Origin of the sequence: Priestia sp. FSL H7-0729 (assembly GCF_038005685.1) — a bacterium.
GTDB lineage: Bacteria > Bacillota > Bacilli > Paenibacillales > Paenibacillaceae > Paenibacillus.
The window spans coordinates 1423965-1443513 of the sequence record NZ_JBBOTQ010000001.1 but is presented as its reverse complement, the minus strand read 5'-3'; the positions used below and the strand labels follow the sequence as shown (position 1 = coordinate 1443513).

The window sequence follows — 19549 nt, the reverse complement described above, 5'->3', positions numbered from 1 at the left end:
TCATTGGTCGCTTAAGTCGGTGGGGCGTTGTTGATACAGTGACATTAAGCGCCATTAAAGGAGATTAATTTATGAAAGGTAAGATACTCTTATTATTTTTTATTACGGTAGTGTTTTCAGCTTGCCAAGATAGTAGTCAATCGACTACCTTGAACAGCGAAACTAAATCAAAAGAAACAACTGAAGGTCGATCAGATCCTTCTAACAACCAAGTGTTATTCATGAGTATTGGGAACTATGATTTGAAAGGAGATATTTATGATGAAATGCTTCAAAATCCTATAGATCATGATTATGAAGTGGAATTTAATAAACTTCAAAATTCCAAAGAGATCATTACAACAATGGGATGGGGAGGATTGGAAAGCAAATATACAGAGATTTGGGATAGAGAGTTGAATCAAATATATAAAAAGCTTCTTTCTAAGTTGGATGAAGAACCAAGAGAAGCACTAATCGAATCGCAGAAAGAATGGTTACAGTATCACTTAAAGGAAACAAAATTTGTAGAGAAGACATTTATTAATAATGGTTACCTAGGATCACAAGGATCGGTTAGCCTAGGCACGGTTATACGGGAGAGAATTAGGGAAAGAACAATGCAATTATTTGAATATCGATATTTGTTAGATGGTGAAGTTGAGTTTTTATATCAAAGTAAAAAATAGAGTTGGAATCTGGTTTAAAGGTTTAGGTGATGCTTCGAAGTTAGTAACGGCACATAACAATATATTGAAGCTGCGGGGATACCACCCATTGGTTGTAATATGTATAATCATGGAAGAACACTAAGGGTTGGAAATTGTATAAACCAATTAAGGAGGAATTAAAATGAAATTTATCGTGTCTGCAAGTGTAATCGTTCTCAATGAACATAATGACATTTTACTCATGAAAGGTCGAAGAGGCTGGGAAATGCCTCAAGGTTGTGTTGAAGAAGGAGAGACTATTAGGCAGGCAGCAGTACGAGAAGTGAAAGAGGAAACAGGACTGGACATTGAATTAATTAAATTTTGTGGTTTGTATCAGAACATAACGCGCGGCGTATGCAACAATATATTTACTGGAAAACCGATTGGTGGAGCTTTAACTACCAGTGATGAAAGTGAAGAGGTCGGCTACTTTACTCTAGAAGAAGCTGGGCAGATGATAACATGGGGGAATTTCTATAACAGAATTCAATATGCATTAGAGAAGGAGAATCATTTTGCTCGGTAATGAAATACTTTCTCAAGCAGCTAATTCATTTGGATTTGATACTAATTCGCTAAAGTTCGTAAGCAACTCTTGTAATGAAGTATACAGGTTTAATAAAGGGAATAAGGATTATTTTTTACGTTTATCAGAAAAACCAGTTGAATTTGAACTTAATATTAAGGCAGAAGTCCATTGGGTACGGTATTTAGCTGAAAGAGGTATTCATGCATCTTTGCCAATCCAGACTATTGAAGGTGAATTAACTGCTGTATGTAAGCACTATGAAAAGTGCTATATTGCGACTGTGTTCGAAGGAGCCCCTGGCATTTTTTTCGATAGTAATCCAGAATTATGGGGACCAAGTTTGTTTAAAACATGGGGCGAAACAATGGGGGCATTGCATCGGTTGACCAAATCTTATGATCCTGGTGATCTGAAATACAAAAGGATGGCATGGGATGTAGCGGAAATAAACAATCCACATTTACATTTTGGTAATTATCAAGTACTCCTCAACAAACTCAGAACAATTGAAATAGAAATGAAAAACCTGCCTAAGGGCAAAGAATCATATGGTCTGATCCATTATGACTTTCATCCTTATAATTTTGTTATCGATCAAGGGGAAATAACTGTTTTTGATTTTGATGATTCGTTGTACGGGTGGTTTGCCCTTGATATTGGAATCGCCGCTACTCACGCTGTTTGGTGGGGTTCACATTTTAAGGCTTGGAGATCGAAAGATGAATTTGCCAAGCATTTCTTAAATGAATTTCTAGAAGGTTATATCAAGCAAAATAGTATAGGGCAAGAATGGGTCCAGCGGATCCCTATGTTTATGGAATATAGAAATATTAGTTCTTTCTTTTGGTGGCTTACCAATTGGGATGGGAATGAAGAGAATCTTAATGATATTCAAAAGAATGCTATTATTGAAACGGTAAAACGTATTGAAAGTGATAAACCTCTTGATGGATGTGATATTCAATTATAGGATAAGAGGCTAGTGTTAAAAAGGTGATGAGAGTCGGTCTAACAATAAATTAACGAATTGGACATACTTCTAAGGCCGAAGACGAGACCAATGCCATCGAATTTGAACTGAAATTCGAACGTTAGTTATCTGATGAAAAGGCTAAAGATTAAGTTATGAGAGAAGTTTAATAGAAGGAGCAGCCTGAGAATAAAGGGTGCTTCTTTTTTTGCTTTTACACTTCGCAAATGGAACATTGTGGGTTATATTGGATATGATTTGGTTCTATAGTAGAAAAATGGAGGCACTCAACCTTGGATGAAAATATACGCTTTCCGATAGGGCACTTTGTGCCAAGTCTTAACTTCTCTAATGATAGGGTTTTATCATTTCAACCTTGGAGTTAACATATGGGAAATGGAAGGATTTTGGGTATTGCCTACAACGTGATACCAGTCAGAGATCTTGATGTGTCAGCCGCCTGGTTTGCAAAACATTTTGGATTTAACATTCGCCACCAACGCGAAGGATATTTGAGTTTATTTAGGGGGAATCGACCAATTTTGGACGTGATCCAAAGCGATCATGAAACACGAGCGACATTTGAAGTACATCAGAAAAAGAGATGGGTCATTACATTTTTCACCGATGACATTAGTTCTTTACATAACTATTTAACATCAGAGAATGTGAAAGTAGGGGTATGGGAAGTTTTTTGTGTTAGAAGATCTGGACGGCAATATATTTGATGTGTGGGAACACCATGATTGTGAATTGAATTTTTAATGAGGAGCTTTGGTCAGCTGCTATCAATCACTGAGGGGTTAGGGGGATACGAATGTTGATTGAAGACGAGAAAATATATCCTGACTGTTCATTTGAAATAAGAATAGTAGACGTTGGCGGCTTAACAAAGCCACAGCTTATTCAGAAACTGGACCAACACTCTATTTTATTGAATAAATATGGAGAACAGTTGTTACATGATGAAAGATTTATAGTTTCCAGTATGAAGCAAAGCTTGCAAACGATTGAGTTGACCGTCAGACAACTTGGATTTTCGGATGGTGCTACAACTCTCCAGTTATTTCGAAGAGCAAATGAACTTGGGTTGGATTGTTGTCCGGTTGAGTTAGGACCTTATCTAAGACTGCAATATTTGGAACAGCCCGAGATAGTTTCTACCCATATTTCAGAGGAGAGGAAAGCTCCGTCCGGCTCCATTACTATAGCATCTGAAGTCCTTACGGAGGATATTGATTTTCCAAAAGGTTTTTATCTCAGACGAATAAACGACAAGTTATGGTTACGAGGATATCTTGCGGACCATTTACATATTTGGAGTCCTCATGATCACTTTATCTTCTGTCGCGCTTAGCTACTATTGTATGAAGATCGAAAGGTATTTTGGTATTTGAGAAAGGGAAGGAGTTCAACATTAATGGATATCAAAAACAAAAGCGGAGATGTGCTTGGAAAAATTCAAATTGAATCCTTGCGTAATGATCATGCGATTGACCGGATCGTCATTGATTTAAAGCCTGGTGAGGGGAAGGCGATTTATACCGCAGATGCTACAGAGAACCAATTCACGCAACAGACCAATTATGCAGCCATCCAATGGGAAGACGGGTTGGAACAATTGCAGAAACTTTACTCTCCATGGCAGCCTAAATTTCCGATTGATTCTGATATAGCTGCCATTCATGTATTTTATGGATTTGATAATCTAACTCCGCAAGAAATCGAAGAAATGGTTGAAGAAAGTAACAGGTCAGGCAGCAATGTAGTGATACGAGATTTGAAGCCAAATAAGAGAGTTGTGGGCATCAGCATCACGTATCAAGAATACGGTAGTTATAAACTTAATATTTTTGGAACAACAAAGAGCCGAATCACGTTGCCTGATCATGATGGTACTACGGTTAAGCAAGCAGCTATACGTGGCGTCCAAGCATTTTTTATTGTCAATAACGAAACTTCCCAATTGATATGGATTGAAGAGGATGTGCATGGGAAGGCACTACAATACGAGATCATTGGCAGAAACATGTCAGAAGATCTCGTGATGAAGATTGTGAATTCAATGAACGGATAAATTTTATATTAAAGCTGCTCTAAAAGGAGTTTTTATGAATCGGACGATAATGGTTAGCGATATTCATGGTTGTATTGATGAGTTTGAGCAGTTATTACATGGTGTCAATTACAATCCCACAAATGATCAATTGATTCTGCTTGGAGACTACGTAGATCGGGGCTCCAATAGCAAAGAGGTTGTTAATAAGGTGATTAAATTAGTGCATGAACATCATGCAATTGCATTAAGAGGAAATCACGATCAACGATTTGCTGATTTTATAAATGAGGGAAGTTCTGTAATTAAAGCGAAGTTTATCGAACACGGCGGTATTCAAACACTTCAGAGTTATTATCATATTGACGACGAATTGTCTGATGAAATGTTGGACATAGCCAGAGAGACAATAAAAATGGATTATGGTCATCATATTGATTTTTTGAGTAAATTACCTTTTTACCATGAAGATGAGGCTCATATTTACGTTCATGCGGGATTAAACCCAGATTACTTGGAATGGAGGAAACAACCAGATCATGATTTTATGTATATCAAAGATAAATTTATTGATCATACGTTCACAAATCTACACCAAAAGGTCGTCTTTGGACATACAAGGACGATAGACATTCATGGAACTTCGGATGTTTGGTTTGGTGAAGATAAAATAGGCATTGATGGTGGATGTGCCTATGGAATGCAATTAAATGCTTTAATTCTCGAAAATGGTTCTTATATAACTGCTGATTCAAAGTTTAATCTGAGTGAGGTGCAGCGATGAGTTACAAAGCTATTCTCATAGACCAAATGAACGCCTGTTATCATGACAAGAGCTGGTTTATACCGCTTCATGATATGTTGACAGACCTCAATGCTACCGAAGCCGCTTATGTAAAAAATGAGGGAGAGCATTCCATTTGGGCGATCGTCAATCATCTTATTTTCTGGAATGAGAGGTGGCTTGAGAGATATATTGCCGAACAGGTCGACGGGCAGCATTCAGTGAATAATGAGGATACATTTGACATAGATCCGTCTAACCTGAACGATGCGGAGTGGCGCAAGACATTACATAGACTGAAAACCGTCTTTAGTGATTGGAACAGGGCGCTCGAAGATAGCGAAGAACATAAACTGACCCGTGAAAGCCCTTCCTATTTTAACGCGCCATGGTGGGGAGTTGTATCGAATCTATGTATTCATAATGCCTATCATATTGGCCAGATCATGCTGCTCAAAAAATCAATGAAACACACGTAATACACGCTGTATTACATTTATAAAATTATACTTAAGCAAAGGAAGATGACTATCATGGAAAAAGGCAAAATTTATTTTTGAACGGTGTAACCAGCTCTGGTAAAACTTCAATTGTAGAGGCGATGCAATCATACGATGATCCGTTTTTCTATGTGGTCGCTAATGATCTTTTTGAAAATACGATCGGTGATAAACATCTTCAGACGGATTACTGGAAGTATCTGAGTGAAGCAATTTTAATGATGTATCATACGGCAAAAGTATTCTCAGACCATGGCAAGCATGTACTGATCGATGGCATACTTGTGGAAAGACCGGAGCTCGCGCCGCATTATGAACAAGTCAAGCAGATTTTTGAAGGGTATCCACTAGATATCGTTGAATTATATTGCCCTCTCGACATCTGTCGTCAGCGTAACATTGAGCGTGGTGATCGCAGAGAAGAGCAATCGGATGAGCAGAATCAAATTATGGCCAAACACATCCACTATAGCTATTCGATTGATACAAGTATGAACACACAGGAAGAATGTGCAGAGAAGATAATTGCAGAGCTGTTCAAGCCCCATCATGAACCATTGAAAATATGTAAAGATGATATTACGAAGCTGTAGTGGAATCGATACGGGTGAAATGAGGAATCACATTGGAATTACAAACAAGAAAAAGTATAGTTAATGATTTAAAGGCAATGGGGATAAGGGAGGGCATGACGATAATCGTTCATTCCTCCTTCAAAGCAATAGGTAAGGTTATAGGCGGCCCGGTAAGTGTTATTTTAGCTCTGGAAGAAGCCGTTGGAACCAATGGAACCATTGTCATGCCCACTCAAACAGAACATCTTTGTGAACCTTCAGAGCATGACGCGAACCTGTCTTCAGAGGAAATTGAGTTCATCAAAGACAATATGCCTACTTATTATCCTGACTTAACACCTACCTCGTATATGGGCATCATTCCTGAGGTGTTTCGGAGGCAAGATGGTGTGTTTCGAAGCTCACATCCGCACATGTCTTTTGCTGCCTGGGGGAAAGAGGCAAAACGGATAACGGAAGATCACAACTTGAATTATGCATTAAATGAGAAATCTCCGTTAGGAAAAATCTATGATTTGAGTGGATACATTCTGTTACTTGGTGCACCTACAAATAGTAACACCTCCTTGCACCTGGCCGAATATAAACAGCAGAATACATTTGTTAAGTCAAAAGTCTGGGGAGTAAAAATGCTGGTGGATGGACTTGAACAATGGACTACATACGATGATATTAACAATGAATCGGATGATTTTGAATTAATTTTTAATGAGTTTAAGATCCAGACTAACGCTGTTACCGAAGGAATGGTAGGGAACGCTGTGAGTTATATGATACCCCAAAGAGAGATGGTTGATTATGCTTTGGGATGGATGAATCGGAACCGAAGAGAACTTATAGGGCAGTGAATCATCTCAAAAAGAAAGAAGGGGGAAATGTAATCATGACCAAAGAGATTGAAGATTTGCTTCAAACTTTTGAAGAATGGGCGTTGTTTGTCAAGACGATGACTCGTCTCGAAGAGAAGACCTGGAATTCCAGTATGGAAGAAGGGAAGTGGACGATAAAATCAATCGTAAGTCATATCATGTTGTGGGATCGATATTTTTACAAAGAAGCGATTGAGAAGGTTGCTCTGAAGCAGGAAGTTACGTTGAAACATATCAATTTTGAAGAGTTCAACCGCAAAGCTATTGAGTATGGTAACTGCACGGAGACGTCCGAAATCGTAAATAAAGCTATCACGTACCGCCATAAAATTATGAATGATATTCGAGGGTTAGCGGAAGAGCAACTTCATCAGACGTATTTGGACGCAGAGGGTAACGTATTTTATATTCCCCAATACCTTAAAGATTTTATATGGCATGACCAGCATCATATGAAACCATTGAAGAAATACCTTGCCAACCTCGAAGCATAAAGGATTTAGCATCTAGAAGGCGGCACGGAATGCAGCATGTGGCTTGCTTTGAATATAATACGTATCCCAAACCAAGGAGGGATTGTAGTGAGTACTCATACGATTGAATTAACTCAAGAAAGTCTGATTGGGTCATTTACCAATAAGGTAAATCCCATGTTGAGCGTGAAATCTGGTGACTCCATTCGTTTTCAGACGCTGGATGCGGGTTGGGGAACGGGTGTGAGTTATGCGGAACGGAAGAAACCTTTTGATCGAAAAGGTGAAAAAGATGGAGGCCATGCATTAATCGGTCCGATCTATATCGAAAAGGCGAAGAAAGGACAGACGTTGGAGATTGTTTTTAATGAAATCATACCCGGGAGTTATGGATTTACTTCCGCCGGCGGATATCCGAACTGGCAGAATCAGAAGTTACATCTAACAGAGGTTGAAGAACTGTCGCTGAACTGGACACTTGATCGCCACACGATGAGTGGAACCTGTGAAATAAACGGGAAACCCTTCACGGTATCTCTCTCGCCGTTCATGGGAGTAGTGGGAATGCCGCCTGAAGCTGGAGGAATTCATACGACTTGGCCGCCACGTTATTGTGGAGGGAACATCGACTGTAAGGAACTGGTGCAGGGAAGCAAATTATATTTACCTATCTCCGTAGACGGAGGTTACCTCTCAATTGGTGATGGTCATGCACGTCAGGGAGATGGTGAAGTCAGTTGTCAGGCGATTGAATGTCCAATGGAGGTGGTGGATATCACGATCAACGTAATTGATGATATGATTCTGACCAATCCTCGTGCACATACGCCATCCGGCTGGCTTACCTTCGGTTTTCATGAAGATCTGAATGAAGCTACTGTTCAAGCATTAGACGGGATGCTCCAACTGATGGGGGAGTTATACGGCTTGCAGCGTGTGGAAGCGATTGCAATTGGAAGCGCGGTAATCGACCTGCGTATCACCCAAATCGTGAATGGCGTGAAGGGTGTACACGCTGTACTTCCGCATGATGCTTTTAAGTAACTTGAGGCCTGTTATACGTCGCATTAGATGAACTTGGGGAGGCGATAGAATGAATGGCAGACCTCAGATCGTTTTAGATATCGCAGGTGTTTTGTTAAGTAATATGTCGTTGACGTGCTGGAAAAATATGATTCAGGAAACCAATCTATCGGCAGAATCTTTGAAAATGCATTTTGTCGAAATCAAGCGACAGCTCTGGACAGGAATGATGAGGGAAGAAGAGTTCTGGCAATCGTTGAAGGAGACGTATCCCGAATTATCAATAAGCCGAGCGAAGGACATCTTAACCAATTCAATTGTTCCCTTACCAGCCGCTCAATACCTTGAGCGATGGAGCGAGTCCGCAGATATCCATCTACTCAGCAACCATTGCAAGGAATGGATTGAGCCGAATCTGAGTCTTTTAAGCTCATTTACCAAAAGTGTAACCATTTCTAATCAAGTAGGTTTATGCAAACCGGAGATTGCAATATACCAACGGGTTGAAACCTTCCTGGCAGCAGGAGAAGAGGTTCTATTTATAGATGATCAATAGAAAAATTTACATTCTGCTAAGCTACTTGGTTGGAAGACTTTACTGGCTGACGAAGAAGGAGATTGGGTTAATGAAGTTGAGTCATTGCTAATTTAGACGGTACATAACCGCTAAACTCCAAATTGCTTGAGATGATGGTCTAAATGCTTGTATATGCCTTTACCCCATTGCTCGGCTGTTAATTTCCCGAAGAAGGGATGGGGGTGGCGGGAGAATTTTTCTGAAGCACCTTGTTGAAAGATATTAATCTGCTGCTCAAGCTTTTCTTTTTCTTCCATAAACTGTCGTTGGTCATCAATAATGATTGTCGGGATCGTAGACATATTATGGGGCAAGGGCTTGTCATTATAAAACATTGGTTTTGCGAACCGTCCGACAAGTCTCCCAAGTAATCCTCTAGGTGGAAATGCATTCCCTAAGGGGATATCATGAAATGCTGAACAGTGAGCCAGCATTTGAGAGACCTGCATCGTGCCCCATTCAGGGATGGATTTTTCACTAAGCTGATCCATGCGCTCTTTAATTTCGGCAGCATTCATCGTATCTAATATACTTTTCATAAGAACACCCCAGTCCTCTAGGATATAAAATTTGAACTTAAACTATCATCATTCTCTTATTGAAAGGTTTATCCTCTTACTATCAAGAATAATAAGATATGGTAAGTTTAGTCAATATATTTTGGAAAACTGAGAATCGGAGGATGCGAACTTGGAAAATAAGGAAACGTTTAATCTTGTAACAAATGAATATGAACAATATAGACCTGTCTATCCGAGTGGAATGTTTGATGATATTTTTACATATCTGAATCTTAATAAAGAGGATTTCATTCTTGAGATTGGCTGCGGAACGGGACAGGCCACAAGCGGATTGGTGAGCAAGGATTATACAAACATCACGTGTATTGAATTAGGCAGTAACTTGGCACAGTTCACCGCAGACAAATTCAAGTCATATCCATCGATTCAAGTAATCAACACTTCCTTTGAGGAATGGAATAACGAAGGAAAGCGATTTCAATTGATTGTGTCAGGAACGGCCTTTCACTTCATTGATCCAGAAGTAGGTTACAACCGGGCTTGGGAATTGCTAGAGAATACAGGCGGCATTGGACTTTTCTGGACGATTCATGTACCGGTCTATGACCCGCTGCACAATGAAATTCGTTCCCACTACACAGCATTAGCCCCTCATTTGGATGATTCTCAATATCCTTCGCCAGATGAAGTTATCCGGGAGCGTAAAGCAATAACAGAACAATCCGGCTTGTTCACGGATATTGAGGTGAGAGAGTATAACTGGATACAGACTTGTTCCAGCGAAGAATATGTCGCGTTGTTAAATACAAATTCAAAGCATCAACAGCTGGCTGAGAATATTCGGCTTTCACTTCTGGAACGAATCAAACACTCCATTGATGCTGCAGGTGGAACGATAGAAAAACAACATAAGGTTGCTCTTTATTTAGGGAAGAAAAAGGTCTAAGGATATATGTTTTATCATTCCATGGCAGACAGGAGGAATAAAATATGAGTGACTTGCGTTCAACATATAATATTCAAACGGCGGTGTTAAGTTTTCAAGAGGAGTTGGAGCGGTTAAGGGTTCAGGCGGTCATGGGGTGGAGCAAAGAGTTCCGCAATCTGGAATGGTATGGTTTGAAAAACGGAATGCGTGTATTGGAGGTCGGAAGCGGACCAGGGTACATTACAGAGCAGCTATTGAACAGTCTGCCTGACAGCGAGCTTACCTCGCTTGAGATTGATCGTTCACTGCAAGCACAAGCCAAAGAACGGCTGAAAGCTGTTCCTTCCAACCGATTAAAATTTGTAGAATCTTCCATCTACCAGATCGAACTGCCGGATGATTCTTTTGATTTTGTCGTGGCAAGACTTATCTTTCTTCACCTGAACAATCCAGATGAAGCTGCAAAAGAGATATATCGTGTGCTTAAGCCCGGCGGTCGTCTTGCCATTATTGATGTGGATGACGGCGTTTTTGGAGCTGTGAATCCTGACGTTCCTGCATTGCATACGGTATTAATGAAAATTTCGGACTATGTGGCACAACACGGCGGTAATCGTTTAATTGGCAGAAGTCTGCCACGTCTCCTTTCTGAGAGCGGATACATCGATGTTGACATTGATTCTGTCCTTCAACATAGTGATCTGCTAGGCATAGAAGGGTTTAAGCAGCAGTTTAATCTTAATCGCTTTGTACATTTTGCTGAAAAAGGTGTGATCAGTTCAGAGGAGTTTGCTCAGCTGCAACAAGCCTCTGATGCGATAAATCATTCGCCGGAAGCCTATGCCATGATGAATTTCATTACAGCTTGCGGTACGAAGCCCTTGTAAGAACTGTGTACGTTTGAATTAAGCTTTACTTACTCGGTGCTCGGACACTGTCTATGACAGACTAAGCTTCCTAAGAGACGGAGAATGGGAATGAATATGAATGGGGGGAAGAAAACCTTGCCCCCGAGCAGTTACACTGGATCGTTTCAGATTCGACACAAGCGTTATGTTTGTCCTTGGGAAACTATTTTGATCATTGGATCGATTGGTACCATTATGCTTGTGATCATGCACCCAAGCTGGATACCAACCGAGGTGTTCGATTCGAGAGCCATCGGGCTTTGGGCGGTTCGCTTTGGGTTCTGGAGAAGTACAGTGAAATGGACAGTGTGCTTGAAAATATGAACGAGCTCATACAAGAAGATGAGACATGGTCCAATACTCTTTTTGCCCGAATTACATATAACAAACAGCGTCTGACTAAGCTTTATCATGCTGGGGATGTTGTCGGAGTTCAAGCTCTTGTGAACGAAACAATGGATTCGATTGATGACATCAATGTTGGAGCACTGCCCATTTCAAGAAAAGACGAAGTGGTCGGTAGCTGGGAGGATATTAATGTCTCCAGAAATTCACAGAGAGATATCAACATTGCGTTGAACAATCTGGCCTGTATTTTAACGGATATTGAAATGTATGAGGAAAGTATGAAATTGTTCATGCAGATACAGGAACGTGATCACCGCATGAATGAATATGGTTTTTCCAAATGGATATATTCGATCTGGAAGACAAGAGGGACTGATGCAGTTAAGAAGGCTTTAGCAGATAATGCAGCTTCTGAAATAGCTGATCTTGTCAAACATACTCCTGAACTATCAGAGATCAAAGGTTTAGCATGAGGTGATTGAAGTGGTAAGAGGTTTGCATAACAATGTGAAAGGAGTGATGTGATATGAGAAAAAAAACGAATCTGAGTAGAAGAAATGGATTAGACGGAGGTGTTCTATTCTAGCACAGAGGAATCAAGGAAGCTTTCCGAGGGATTCCTCTGTGTAATTTTCACGAGGAGGAATTTCAAACTATGATTCATTTAAAACATGTCTCGTTGGATAATTGGTATGCATGTACTCAACTGAATGTAACGGAAGAACAGAAAAAAAGTTTTCCAGCGCCGGTTGTATATTGGATTGCTGAATCCAAGGTGGTGACCGACTTTCGACCCATGGCCATCTATTATGATTCGGATCTGGTTGGTTTTGCTGTGTACTCAGAGAAGCCGGATCATGAGGATAACTACTGGCTTCTTGCTCTAATGATAGATACCAAATATCAGGGCAGAGGTTATGGAAGAGAAGCGCTTAGGAAGCTAATTGATCTAATGCAAGAATCACTGAAATGCAAACGCATCATGATTGGACACAGGCCGGAAAATCGTACCGCCGGGAATCTGTATGAATCACTTGGTTTTCAGAGAGTAAGTGAGGGATTGATCGATGGCGAAGTCGTTCGGCTTCTAAGATGCAAGTAGTACCAGAATGCACGCGCTTTGGATTGTAAAGGAGGTAGCTTGTCTTTGAAGCATGTACACATTATTTTCTCATTACTCTTTATCATGTTAGGCATTGTGATTATTACAATCTCTAAAGTGATTGAAGAGGTGATTCCCAAGTTAGGGTATGCAGCATTCCAGTCAGCAGCAGCGGGTAGTTATACTCCGAGTGATTATCAAGTGAATTTTGAACTGAATTATTGGATAGGCTCGATGTGTATATTGGGTGGTGTTATCTGTTTGTTAGCTAGAATGAATTGGGTTCAGAACTCCATTCGTGAAATGAATATAAGAAACAGAGCTTTTGATGAGACTCATCATTATGATGACACAAGAGAACTGAAATAAGTTATGATATGACATAAAAAAAGAAAGGGCAGATCAACATGATTACATTCCAATACTTTGAACCGGAAGATTTTGATCAACTGATTGAATGGAGTGGGGATGAAGGATTTCTGCTCCAGTGGGCTGGCCCGCAGTTCCATTATCCACTTTCCAAGGAACAGCTATCTGATTATTTGCAAGATGCGAATGATAAGAACACTTCGAATAAGTTCATTTATAAAGTGCTGGATGAAACGACTCAGGAGATTGTGGGCCATATTGCTCTTGGCGGTATCGATCGATATAATCGTTCAGGGCGTATCGGTAAGGTACTTGTTGGCAAGCCATATCAGGGTAAAGGCTACGGGAAGCAAATGATCGATGAGGCGCTTCGAATTGGATTTGAAGAGGAGAAGTTACATCGGATCAGTCTGGGTGTATTTGATTTTAATGTCTCAGCCATCCGATGTTATGAAAAAGCGGGCTTTGTACGAGAAGGACTTATTCGTGATGCGAGAAGACATGAAGATACCTTCTGGAATCTTATCGAGATGAGCATATTAGAAAACGAATGGAAGAAATAGCTTCTCAAAAGGACTCATCAGCGTGTACGAATGGAAAGGTGCTGTCCTCCTGTCATTTTCATGACAAGAGGACAGCACCTTAATTACTATCTTCCTGATTGATTACAATGATCCCCGTATCAATAAATTCCTTCACAGGCACACCGTCGCTAGCGAGTAACAAGGTCTCCATCATTTTGGCGCCCCAGACTCCTTCATTCTGTGAAATAACGGCAGACAATTGACCGTTGAGCAACCCGTTTTCACTGGTCGGGCTGTCACCGAACGCGATCAAATGCCGGTTAAGGCCTTTCGCTTTCCAGATCAGGGTAGAGGCAGAGACGGATACAAAATCAAGCCCAATAATCGCATTGAAGTGAGGGTGAGCTTGAATCATGTTCTCCATATCGGACATGGCTTGATCTTCATTCCCTTGATGATAACGAACCTCCAAGATTTCGATGTCTGTTTCACTGCGGATGTAGTCAATGAATCCATTAAGCCGCTGCTCCAAACCTTGCATCTCCTCCAAGCCATTCTCCACAAGAATCATACCTTGATTATGCAGAAGACCTGTAGTCGTCATCGCGAACTGCTGGCCAGTGCGATAGTTATCAGCGCCCACATAAGCGATTCGATGACTGGATGGAACATCTGACTCAAATGTAATGACGGGAATACCCGCAGCTTGGGCTGCATTAATAACGGGGGTAAGTGCAGCAGCATCTACAGGCGATACAGCGATCCCGTCCACATGTTGTTTGATCATATTTTCCATGATACGTATCTGTTGTTCGGTATTGGCTTCATCAGGTGCGTTTACGATTAACGTGATATTGTGTTTCCCTGCATATTCTCTTGCATCCTTCGTGATCATCTCATAGGCTGGATACGTCATTGGATAGATAATACCGAAAGTTTTACTCGCGGCAGATTTCTCAACAGGTGAAGTTGCAGGAAGTGTTGCAGCCATTTGCTGTGGACGAAAGTGTGCCGAACCAGATGAAAGGATCATCGGGAACAGCAGTATTAGTGTGAGTAAAAGTGCATATCTGGCTTTATTCATATATGGGCTCTTCTCTTAAATCTGAGGGTCTGGTCTGCGATTCCTCGGTTCCTTGCGTTCGGTATTCTCTTGGGGTAAAACCTGTTGTTTTCTTAAATATATTAGAAAAATAGTGGGAGTCGTTGTAACCAACTTTGTAAGCAATCTCAAAGGTTTTGTTGCTGGTCGTTTTCAGCAGCTCCTTGGCTTTACCGATTCGAATCTGGGTTAGATACTCCGTTATCGTGTGACCGGTTTCCTGACTGAAAATCTTGCTTAGATGACTTGGACTGATTCGGACGTGTGCAGAAATCATCTTCAATGAAACCTGTTCGTTATTATATTCACGGGATACATAGGCTTTCACCTGATCAATGACATCACTGTATTTTCCGGAGCACGCTGCTCTTCTCTCCCATAACAGGTTAAGCAGGGAGCACAGATATTGGGTGCAATCCGCCCAGCAGGTAATCTTCCGAATTGTCTGTTGCAGGGAAGTAATGTTCTCATCCGAATGGTCACTCATGCGGAACAGCTGATTTGCGAGTCGAAAGGATTCCAGCGTAAGATCATTCAACAGGTAGAAGCCATACGATGAGGACTTCCAGTCGAAAGACTGTAATGGAGCGGCTAACTCCTGCACAAAAGAGTCACGCAGATTGGGGCTGCCTAGTTTGAGAAACTCAAGAAATGAATTCCTGTCGAGAAAAAGAGTCGTGTGCTCATCCAGGTTGATTTCACGTAGAGAAGCTCTGTTCTGAACAGTGAGCCGGGCAATATATTTATCCTCCTCCGCTTCCAGATACGAGATATGAATGCCTTGCAGACGCTCCTGTTGACTGCCAATGCCCAGAATCAGATTACATTTGAACGTATGCTCAAGTTCCGTACGAACTCTCCCGCGAAGCTGCTCCAGATATACGGATATGCTGTCATCGGAATTATATTTAAGCAAAAGCACGAGTTCCGTCCGGCTTCGAATATAAGGAAGAAGTTCTACGTGGGGATCACGAGTTTCCTCCAGTATAGGAAGAAGCTTCTTCATCAGGGATTCCGGTTCCGGGGAATGATCTGTTAATCGAACGTCGATTATGACAATGGTATAATATCTGGCTGAGAGAGGAAGTGAAAGTTGTTTGGCTGATTCAATCGCATCGGTTGTACCGATGAGTCCTCCGCACAGATCGGCCAGCAGTTTTTCTTTGGTGATCGTCCGGTTTGTCATGCGTTGTTGTTCTTCATCCATTTGTTTGCTGACCTTATGAAGCATCTGGATTAACTCTGCTGCGCTAATGGGCTTTAGACAGTACTCGGTCACACCGAGTCGGATGGCCTCCTGGGCATAGCTGAATTCATCATGACCACTCATGATAATGATTTTGATATCAGGTTGCTGAGTGCGAACGATGGAGGTCAGTTCCAATCCGTTCATAAATGGCATTTTGATATCTGTAATCAAAATATCCGGAGCCCATTCTTGAATTAAAGGTAACGCAAGCTCGCCGTCGGGTGCATCCCCACAGTAGTGAAAACCTTCCTTTTCCCAATCGATGCAGCTCCGTATATTCTCCCGAATTCCAATTTCGTCATCCACGATCATCACCTTTTTCAATGGTTAACCTCCTTGCTTTTGGGGATACGAATCATAAATGTACTTCCTTCCATATACGTACTTTCCATTTCAACACCATAAGATGGTCCAAAATAGAGTCGAATCCGGTGATGTACATTGAGCAGACCGAATCCGCCCTCCTGCTCGTCATCTTGAGGTGAACGGGAACCGGCCGGCTTCTCCAGCTCATCACGTAATTGTGCCAATCGATCCGCAGACATGCCAATTCCGTTGTCCTGTACGGTGAGAATGATGCTATTGTCCTCTACATATCCGTGTATGGATATCAGCCCTTGACCACGTTTGTTCTTGATCCCATGATAGAGCGCGTTTTCAATCAGGGGCTGCAGCGTCATTTTCAAAATGGGATAATCCTGAAGCTCATGATCAACGCTGATCTCGTATGTGAGAATATCGTGGTACCTCATCTGTTGAATGACCAAGTAACTGCGCGCATGCTCAAGCTCGGTTTGAATGGATACCCAGTCGAATCCTTTGTTCAGACTCAAACGAAAGAACTTCGAGAGGGCCTGAACAAGCTTGATTACATTTTCTTTTTTCTCTGCTTCAGCCATCCATAGAATAGATTCCAACGTGTTATAGAGGAAGTGAGGGTTGATCTGAGCTTGTAGCGTACGTAGTTCAGCTATTTTCACCTGTTCATTCTCTCGAATGCTCTTTTCGATTAGCATTTTGAGCTTATCCAGCATCACATTGAAGCTTTTGCCCAGATCAGCAATTTCGTCCGAGCCGTGTGGCGTGACTTTGGCCTCCAAGTAACCGTTTGCAGCTTTACGCATCTTGTTCATCAGAATCCGGATGGGAAGAATCAGTCGATTATTCAGGAAAAAATATAACGATATTGCAAACAAGGCGCTTAACAAAACCGTGATGATGATCAATTGGCGAATGCTATTGGCCTCTGCAATGATTTCCTGATAAGGAGCTACCCCGATCATTTTCCATCCGGTCTGTTTGGAGGTGCTGTATACAACAAACTGGGGCTTGGATCCTGCAGACAGGATAAAGCTGTCGTGCTGTAGATGTAAAGGGACGGAGCGGATCTGATCCATCATGGTTATGGATGCCGGGGTGGCATCCGGCCTGAAGAGTGTATTTCCGTGTTGATCACTAATATAGAAAAAACCAGAATCCTTAATGGGGGTATTCGTCAAAAAATCATCAATGAACGAATCATTCAAATCAATTACGATAAACCCGATGACCTCATGTGTAATTCGCTCTTTGACCGTGGTTATAATTGAAAGCGCATTCTGTTTAGGGTAAGCAAAACCATCCAGCCTGTTGTATTCGGCATAGGTTGCAGAATGAGGGATGCGCAGAATGGCATCCGGATACTGTATCAGATATTTGAAGTACGGGTTACGCAGCGGATTCCGTTCGAGTTTGAATACGCCTTTTCGTTCACTTATGCCTTTTCCATAGAAATTCACGAATGAGATATTAAGTACCTTGTCATACTTGTAGGTTTCCCGGTAAAGATTGTATGTCTGTAAGATGGATTTGGCTTCCGGATAGGACTCCGATTGAGAATAAAGGTATTGAAGCACTTGCGGGTTCTTGCCCAGTTCGAGCAGCCTTTCCGTATCCTCAAACAAGATGTCGATGTTCCTGGCAAGCTGGTCGGCGACCAGTTGTGTCGAGGCCTTGTTATGATTCGATACGACCGTATAGGATTTGTGGTAAGAAATCAATCCAACCACGATCAGTGGTACTGAACTGAGGATGATAAACATGCTGAGTAATTTAAGCCTGAGGCTTGAAGTAATCCACTGAATGAGTTTCAACGTATTCCACTCCATCTGAAGGGATCAAAAATGTATCATTAGTATAACATGATTTTCTAATATATAAGAGAATCGCTAAATACTACACGATTAAACAAAGAAATTACACTTTTTAGAACTCCGTTTTTGAAATTGCCAAATGATTACATAAAAAAAGCATGAGACTCCATATAAGCTTGGAATGAAAGCGTTCTATAATGTGGTCACACCTCAAGGTGAAATGAAAAAGGGAGGATCACAACATGCGAACCAAAAAAAAGTGGGGACTTGCCATAACATTGGCTATGGTGATGCTGGTCAGCACAGCATGTAACAGTACTAATGGAGGAGCAGGCTCAGATAATGCTACTTCAACGAGCGGAGAGGGCAGTACACCTGCCAGCACCAAAACAATTACGCTCGGTTTTTCGCAGGTTGGTGCAGAGAGTGGCTGGCGTTCGGCAAATACCAAGTCGATTCAGGATTCAGCCAAAGAAGCGGGTTATGATTTGAAATTCTCCGATGCACAGCAAAAGCAGGAAAATCAGATTAAAGCTTTGCGATCCTTCATTCAGCAGAAGGTGACAGTGATTGCCTTTTCCCCTGTAGTGGAATCCGGTTGGGATACCGTATTGAAGGAAGCGAAGGATGCAGGCATTCCCGTGATTTTGACGGACCGTGCTGTGGATTCGCCGGATAAAACCCTTTACAAAACCTTTATCGGGTCCGACTTTGTAGAAGAAGGGCGCAAAGCAGGTCAGTGGCTTACTGACCAATACAAGGACACACAAGATGAGATCAATATCGTGGAGCTTCAGGGCACAACAGGCTCCGCACCGGCAAATGACCGTCAAGAGGGCTTTATGGAATTGATTGCTTCCAATTCAAAGCTTAAAGTGATTGCTTCACAATCGGGTGACTTTACACGTGCCAAAGGCAAAGAAGTCATGCAAGCTTTCCTCAAAGCACATAAAAAAATCGATGTGCTCTACGCACATAATGACGATATGGCACTTGGTGCAATTCAGGCCATTGAAGCGGCAGGACTGAAACCAGGCGTAGATATCACCATTATCTCTGTTGATGCCGTGAAGGATGGGATGCAAGCTGCTGCTGATGGCAAAATCAACTTTATCGTCGAATGTAATCCGTTGTTGGGACCTCAATTAATGGAAGCGGTTCAAGCGGTAGTGGACGGAAAAGAGATCGAACCCCGAATCGTAACGGACGAGACAACGTTCACATCGGAACAAGCCAAAGAAGCATTACCAACACGCGAATATTAAAAGCAGATTCGTATAACACCGAAAAGTCATTTTTCGACCAGGTTGTCGCTAAA

Annotated in this window: 24 protein-coding genes; 20 read left to right on the top strand and 4 right to left on the bottom strand. The window is 41.6% G+C overall.

Features of this window, described 5'->3' with window-relative positions:
* Window positions 1-71 precede the first annotated feature (71 nt).
* The 13 genes from MHH93_RS06075 to MHH93_RS06015 all read left to right on the top strand — a co-directional run bounded on the left by MHH93_RS06075 (window position 72) and on the right by MHH93_RS06015 (window position 9027).
* On the top strand, window positions 72-668 hold the full coding sequence (locus MHH93_RS06075; protein ID WP_500053254.1) for a lysozyme inhibitor LprI family protein: 597 nt from the start codon (window positions 72-74) through the stop codon (window positions 666-668).
* Window positions 669-831: 163 nt separating this feature from the next.
* On the top strand, window positions 832-1218 hold the full coding sequence (locus MHH93_RS06070) for an NUDIX hydrolase (RefSeq protein ID WP_500053253.1): 387 nt from the start codon (window positions 832-834) through the stop codon (window positions 1216-1218).
* Window positions 1208-2191: a phosphotransferase enzyme family protein gene (locus MHH93_RS06065; protein ID WP_500053252.1), complete on the top strand. Its 984-nt coding sequence runs from the start codon at window positions 1208-1210 to the stop codon at window positions 2189-2191. The genes MHH93_RS06070 and MHH93_RS06065 overlap by 11 nt, the downstream gene beginning before the upstream one ends.
* Window positions 2192-2580: 389 nt before the next feature.
* Window positions 2581-2919 carry a VOC family protein gene (locus tag MHH93_RS06060; protein ID WP_500053251.1) on the top strand — a complete coding sequence of 113 codons (339 nt, stop codon included), beginning with the start codon at window positions 2581-2583 and terminating at the stop codon, window positions 2917-2919.
* An 89-nt stretch (window positions 2920-3008) separates the two neighbouring features.
* Entirely contained in the window at window positions 3009-3548 is a 540-nt protein-coding gene (locus tag MHH93_RS06055; RefSeq protein WP_500053250.1) for a helicase, read from the top strand.
* 63 nt (window positions 3549-3611) lie between these two features.
* Window positions 3612-4268: a DUF4367 domain-containing protein gene (locus MHH93_RS06050; RefSeq protein WP_500053249.1), complete on the top strand. Its 657-nt coding sequence runs from the start codon at window positions 3612-3614 to the stop codon at window positions 4266-4268.
* Between the two features lie 34 nt (window positions 4269-4302).
* Window positions 4303-5031 (top strand): metallophosphoesterase, encoded by a 729-nt coding sequence (locus tag MHH93_RS06045; protein WP_500053248.1) that lies wholly within the window; start codon window positions 4303-4305, stop codon window positions 5029-5031.
* Window positions 5028-5510 carry a DinB family protein gene (locus MHH93_RS06040; protein WP_500053247.1) on the top strand — a complete coding sequence of 161 codons (483 nt, stop codon included), beginning with the start codon at window positions 5028-5030 and terminating at the stop codon, window positions 5508-5510. Before MHH93_RS06045 ends, MHH93_RS06040 begins: the two co-directional genes overlap by 4 nt.
* 77 nt (window positions 5511-5587) lie before the next feature.
* Window positions 5588-6124 (top strand): phosphotransferase-like protein, encoded by a 537-nt coding sequence (locus MHH93_RS06035; RefSeq protein ID WP_500053246.1) that lies wholly within the window; start codon window positions 5588-5590, stop codon window positions 6122-6124.
* 32 nt (window positions 6125-6156) lie between these two features.
* Window positions 6157-6954 (top strand): AAC(3) family N-acetyltransferase, encoded by a 798-nt coding sequence (locus MHH93_RS06030; protein WP_500053245.1) that lies wholly within the window; start codon window positions 6157-6159, stop codon window positions 6952-6954.
* Between the two features lie 35 nt (window positions 6955-6989).
* Window positions 6990-7469: a DinB family protein gene (locus MHH93_RS06025; protein WP_500053244.1), complete on the top strand. Its 480-nt coding sequence runs from the start codon at window positions 6990-6992 to the stop codon at window positions 7467-7469.
* Between the two features lie 87 nt (window positions 7470-7556).
* Window positions 7557-8492, top strand: a complete 936-nt coding sequence (locus MHH93_RS06020) for an acetamidase/formamidase family protein (protein WP_500053243.1) — start codon at window positions 7557-7559, stop codon at window positions 8490-8492.
* A 49-nt stretch (window positions 8493-8541) separates the two neighbouring features.
* A complete protein-coding gene (locus MHH93_RS06015) occupies window positions 8542-9027 on the top strand; it encodes an HAD family hydrolase (protein ID WP_500053242.1) in 486 nt (161 codons plus the stop codon).
* Window positions 9028-9137: 110 nt separating this feature from the next.
* On the opposite strand, the gene MHH93_RS06010 is transcribed toward MHH93_RS06015, so the two are convergent.
* Window positions 9138-9587: a DUF1569 domain-containing protein gene (locus MHH93_RS06010; protein WP_500053241.1), complete on the bottom strand. Its 450-nt coding sequence runs from the start codon at window positions 9585-9587 to the stop codon at window positions 9138-9140.
* A gap of 151 nt (window positions 9588-9738) precedes the next feature.
* On the opposite strand from MHH93_RS06010, the gene MHH93_RS06005 reads away from it, so the two are divergent.
* The 6 genes from MHH93_RS06005 to MHH93_RS05980 all read left to right on the top strand — a co-directional run bounded on the left by MHH93_RS06005 (window position 9739) and on the right by MHH93_RS05980 (window position 13787).
* Entirely contained in the window at window positions 9739-10515 is a 777-nt protein-coding gene (locus tag MHH93_RS06005; protein ID WP_500053240.1) for a class I SAM-dependent methyltransferase, read from the top strand.
* A gap of 44 nt (window positions 10516-10559) precedes the next feature.
* The gene (locus MHH93_RS06000) at window positions 10560-11384 is read left to right on the top strand and encodes a methyltransferase domain-containing protein (protein WP_500053239.1); all 825 of its coding nucleotides are present in this window, start codon (window positions 10560-10562) and stop codon (window positions 11382-11384) included.
* Between the two features lie 320 nt (window positions 11385-11704).
* Window positions 11705-12226 (top strand): hypothetical protein, encoded by a 522-nt coding sequence (locus tag MHH93_RS05995; protein ID WP_500053238.1) that lies wholly within the window; start codon window positions 11705-11707, stop codon window positions 12224-12226.
* A 182-nt stretch (window positions 12227-12408) separates the two neighbouring features.
* Window positions 12409-12855: a GNAT family N-acetyltransferase gene (locus MHH93_RS05990; protein WP_500053237.1), complete on the top strand. Its 447-nt coding sequence runs from the start codon at window positions 12409-12411 to the stop codon at window positions 12853-12855.
* Window positions 12856-12900: 45 nt separating this feature from the next.
* Window positions 12901-13224, top strand: a complete 324-nt coding sequence (locus tag MHH93_RS05985) for a hypothetical protein (protein WP_500053236.1) — start codon at window positions 12901-12903, stop codon at window positions 13222-13224.
* Window positions 13225-13262: 38 nt separating this feature from the next.
* On the top strand, window positions 13263-13787 hold the full coding sequence (locus MHH93_RS05980; protein WP_500053235.1) for a GNAT family N-acetyltransferase: 525 nt from the start codon (window positions 13263-13265) through the stop codon (window positions 13785-13787).
* Between the two features lie 79 nt (window positions 13788-13866).
* Here MHH93_RS05980 and MHH93_RS05975 read toward each other — a convergent pair whose 3' ends face one another.
* From MHH93_RS05975 to MHH93_RS05965, 3 genes are read right to left on the bottom strand one after another with little or no spacing between them, the layout of a single operon-like run.
* Entirely contained in the window at window positions 13867-14832 is a 966-nt protein-coding gene (locus MHH93_RS05975) for a sugar ABC transporter substrate-binding protein (RefSeq protein WP_500053234.1), read from the bottom strand.
* Window positions 14825-16414 (bottom strand): response regulator, encoded by a 1590-nt coding sequence (locus MHH93_RS05970; RefSeq protein ID WP_500053341.1) that lies wholly within the window; start codon window positions 16412-16414, stop codon window positions 14825-14827. Before MHH93_RS05970 ends, MHH93_RS05975 begins: the two co-directional genes overlap by 8 nt.
* A gap of 5 nt (window positions 16415-16419) precedes the next feature.
* Complete coding sequence (locus MHH93_RS05965) at window positions 16420-18231, bottom strand: cache domain-containing sensor histidine kinase (protein WP_500053233.1); 1812 nt, start codon at window positions 18229-18231, stop codon at window positions 16420-16422.
* Window positions 18232-18473: 242 nt separating this feature from the next.
* On the opposite strand from MHH93_RS05965, the gene MHH93_RS05960 reads away from it, so the two are divergent.
* Window positions 18474-19496, top strand: coding sequence for an ABC transporter substrate-binding protein (locus tag MHH93_RS05960; RefSeq protein ID WP_500053232.1), 1023 nt, complete (start codon window positions 18474-18476; stop codon window positions 19494-19496).
* Window positions 19497-19549 lie beyond the last annotated feature (53 nt).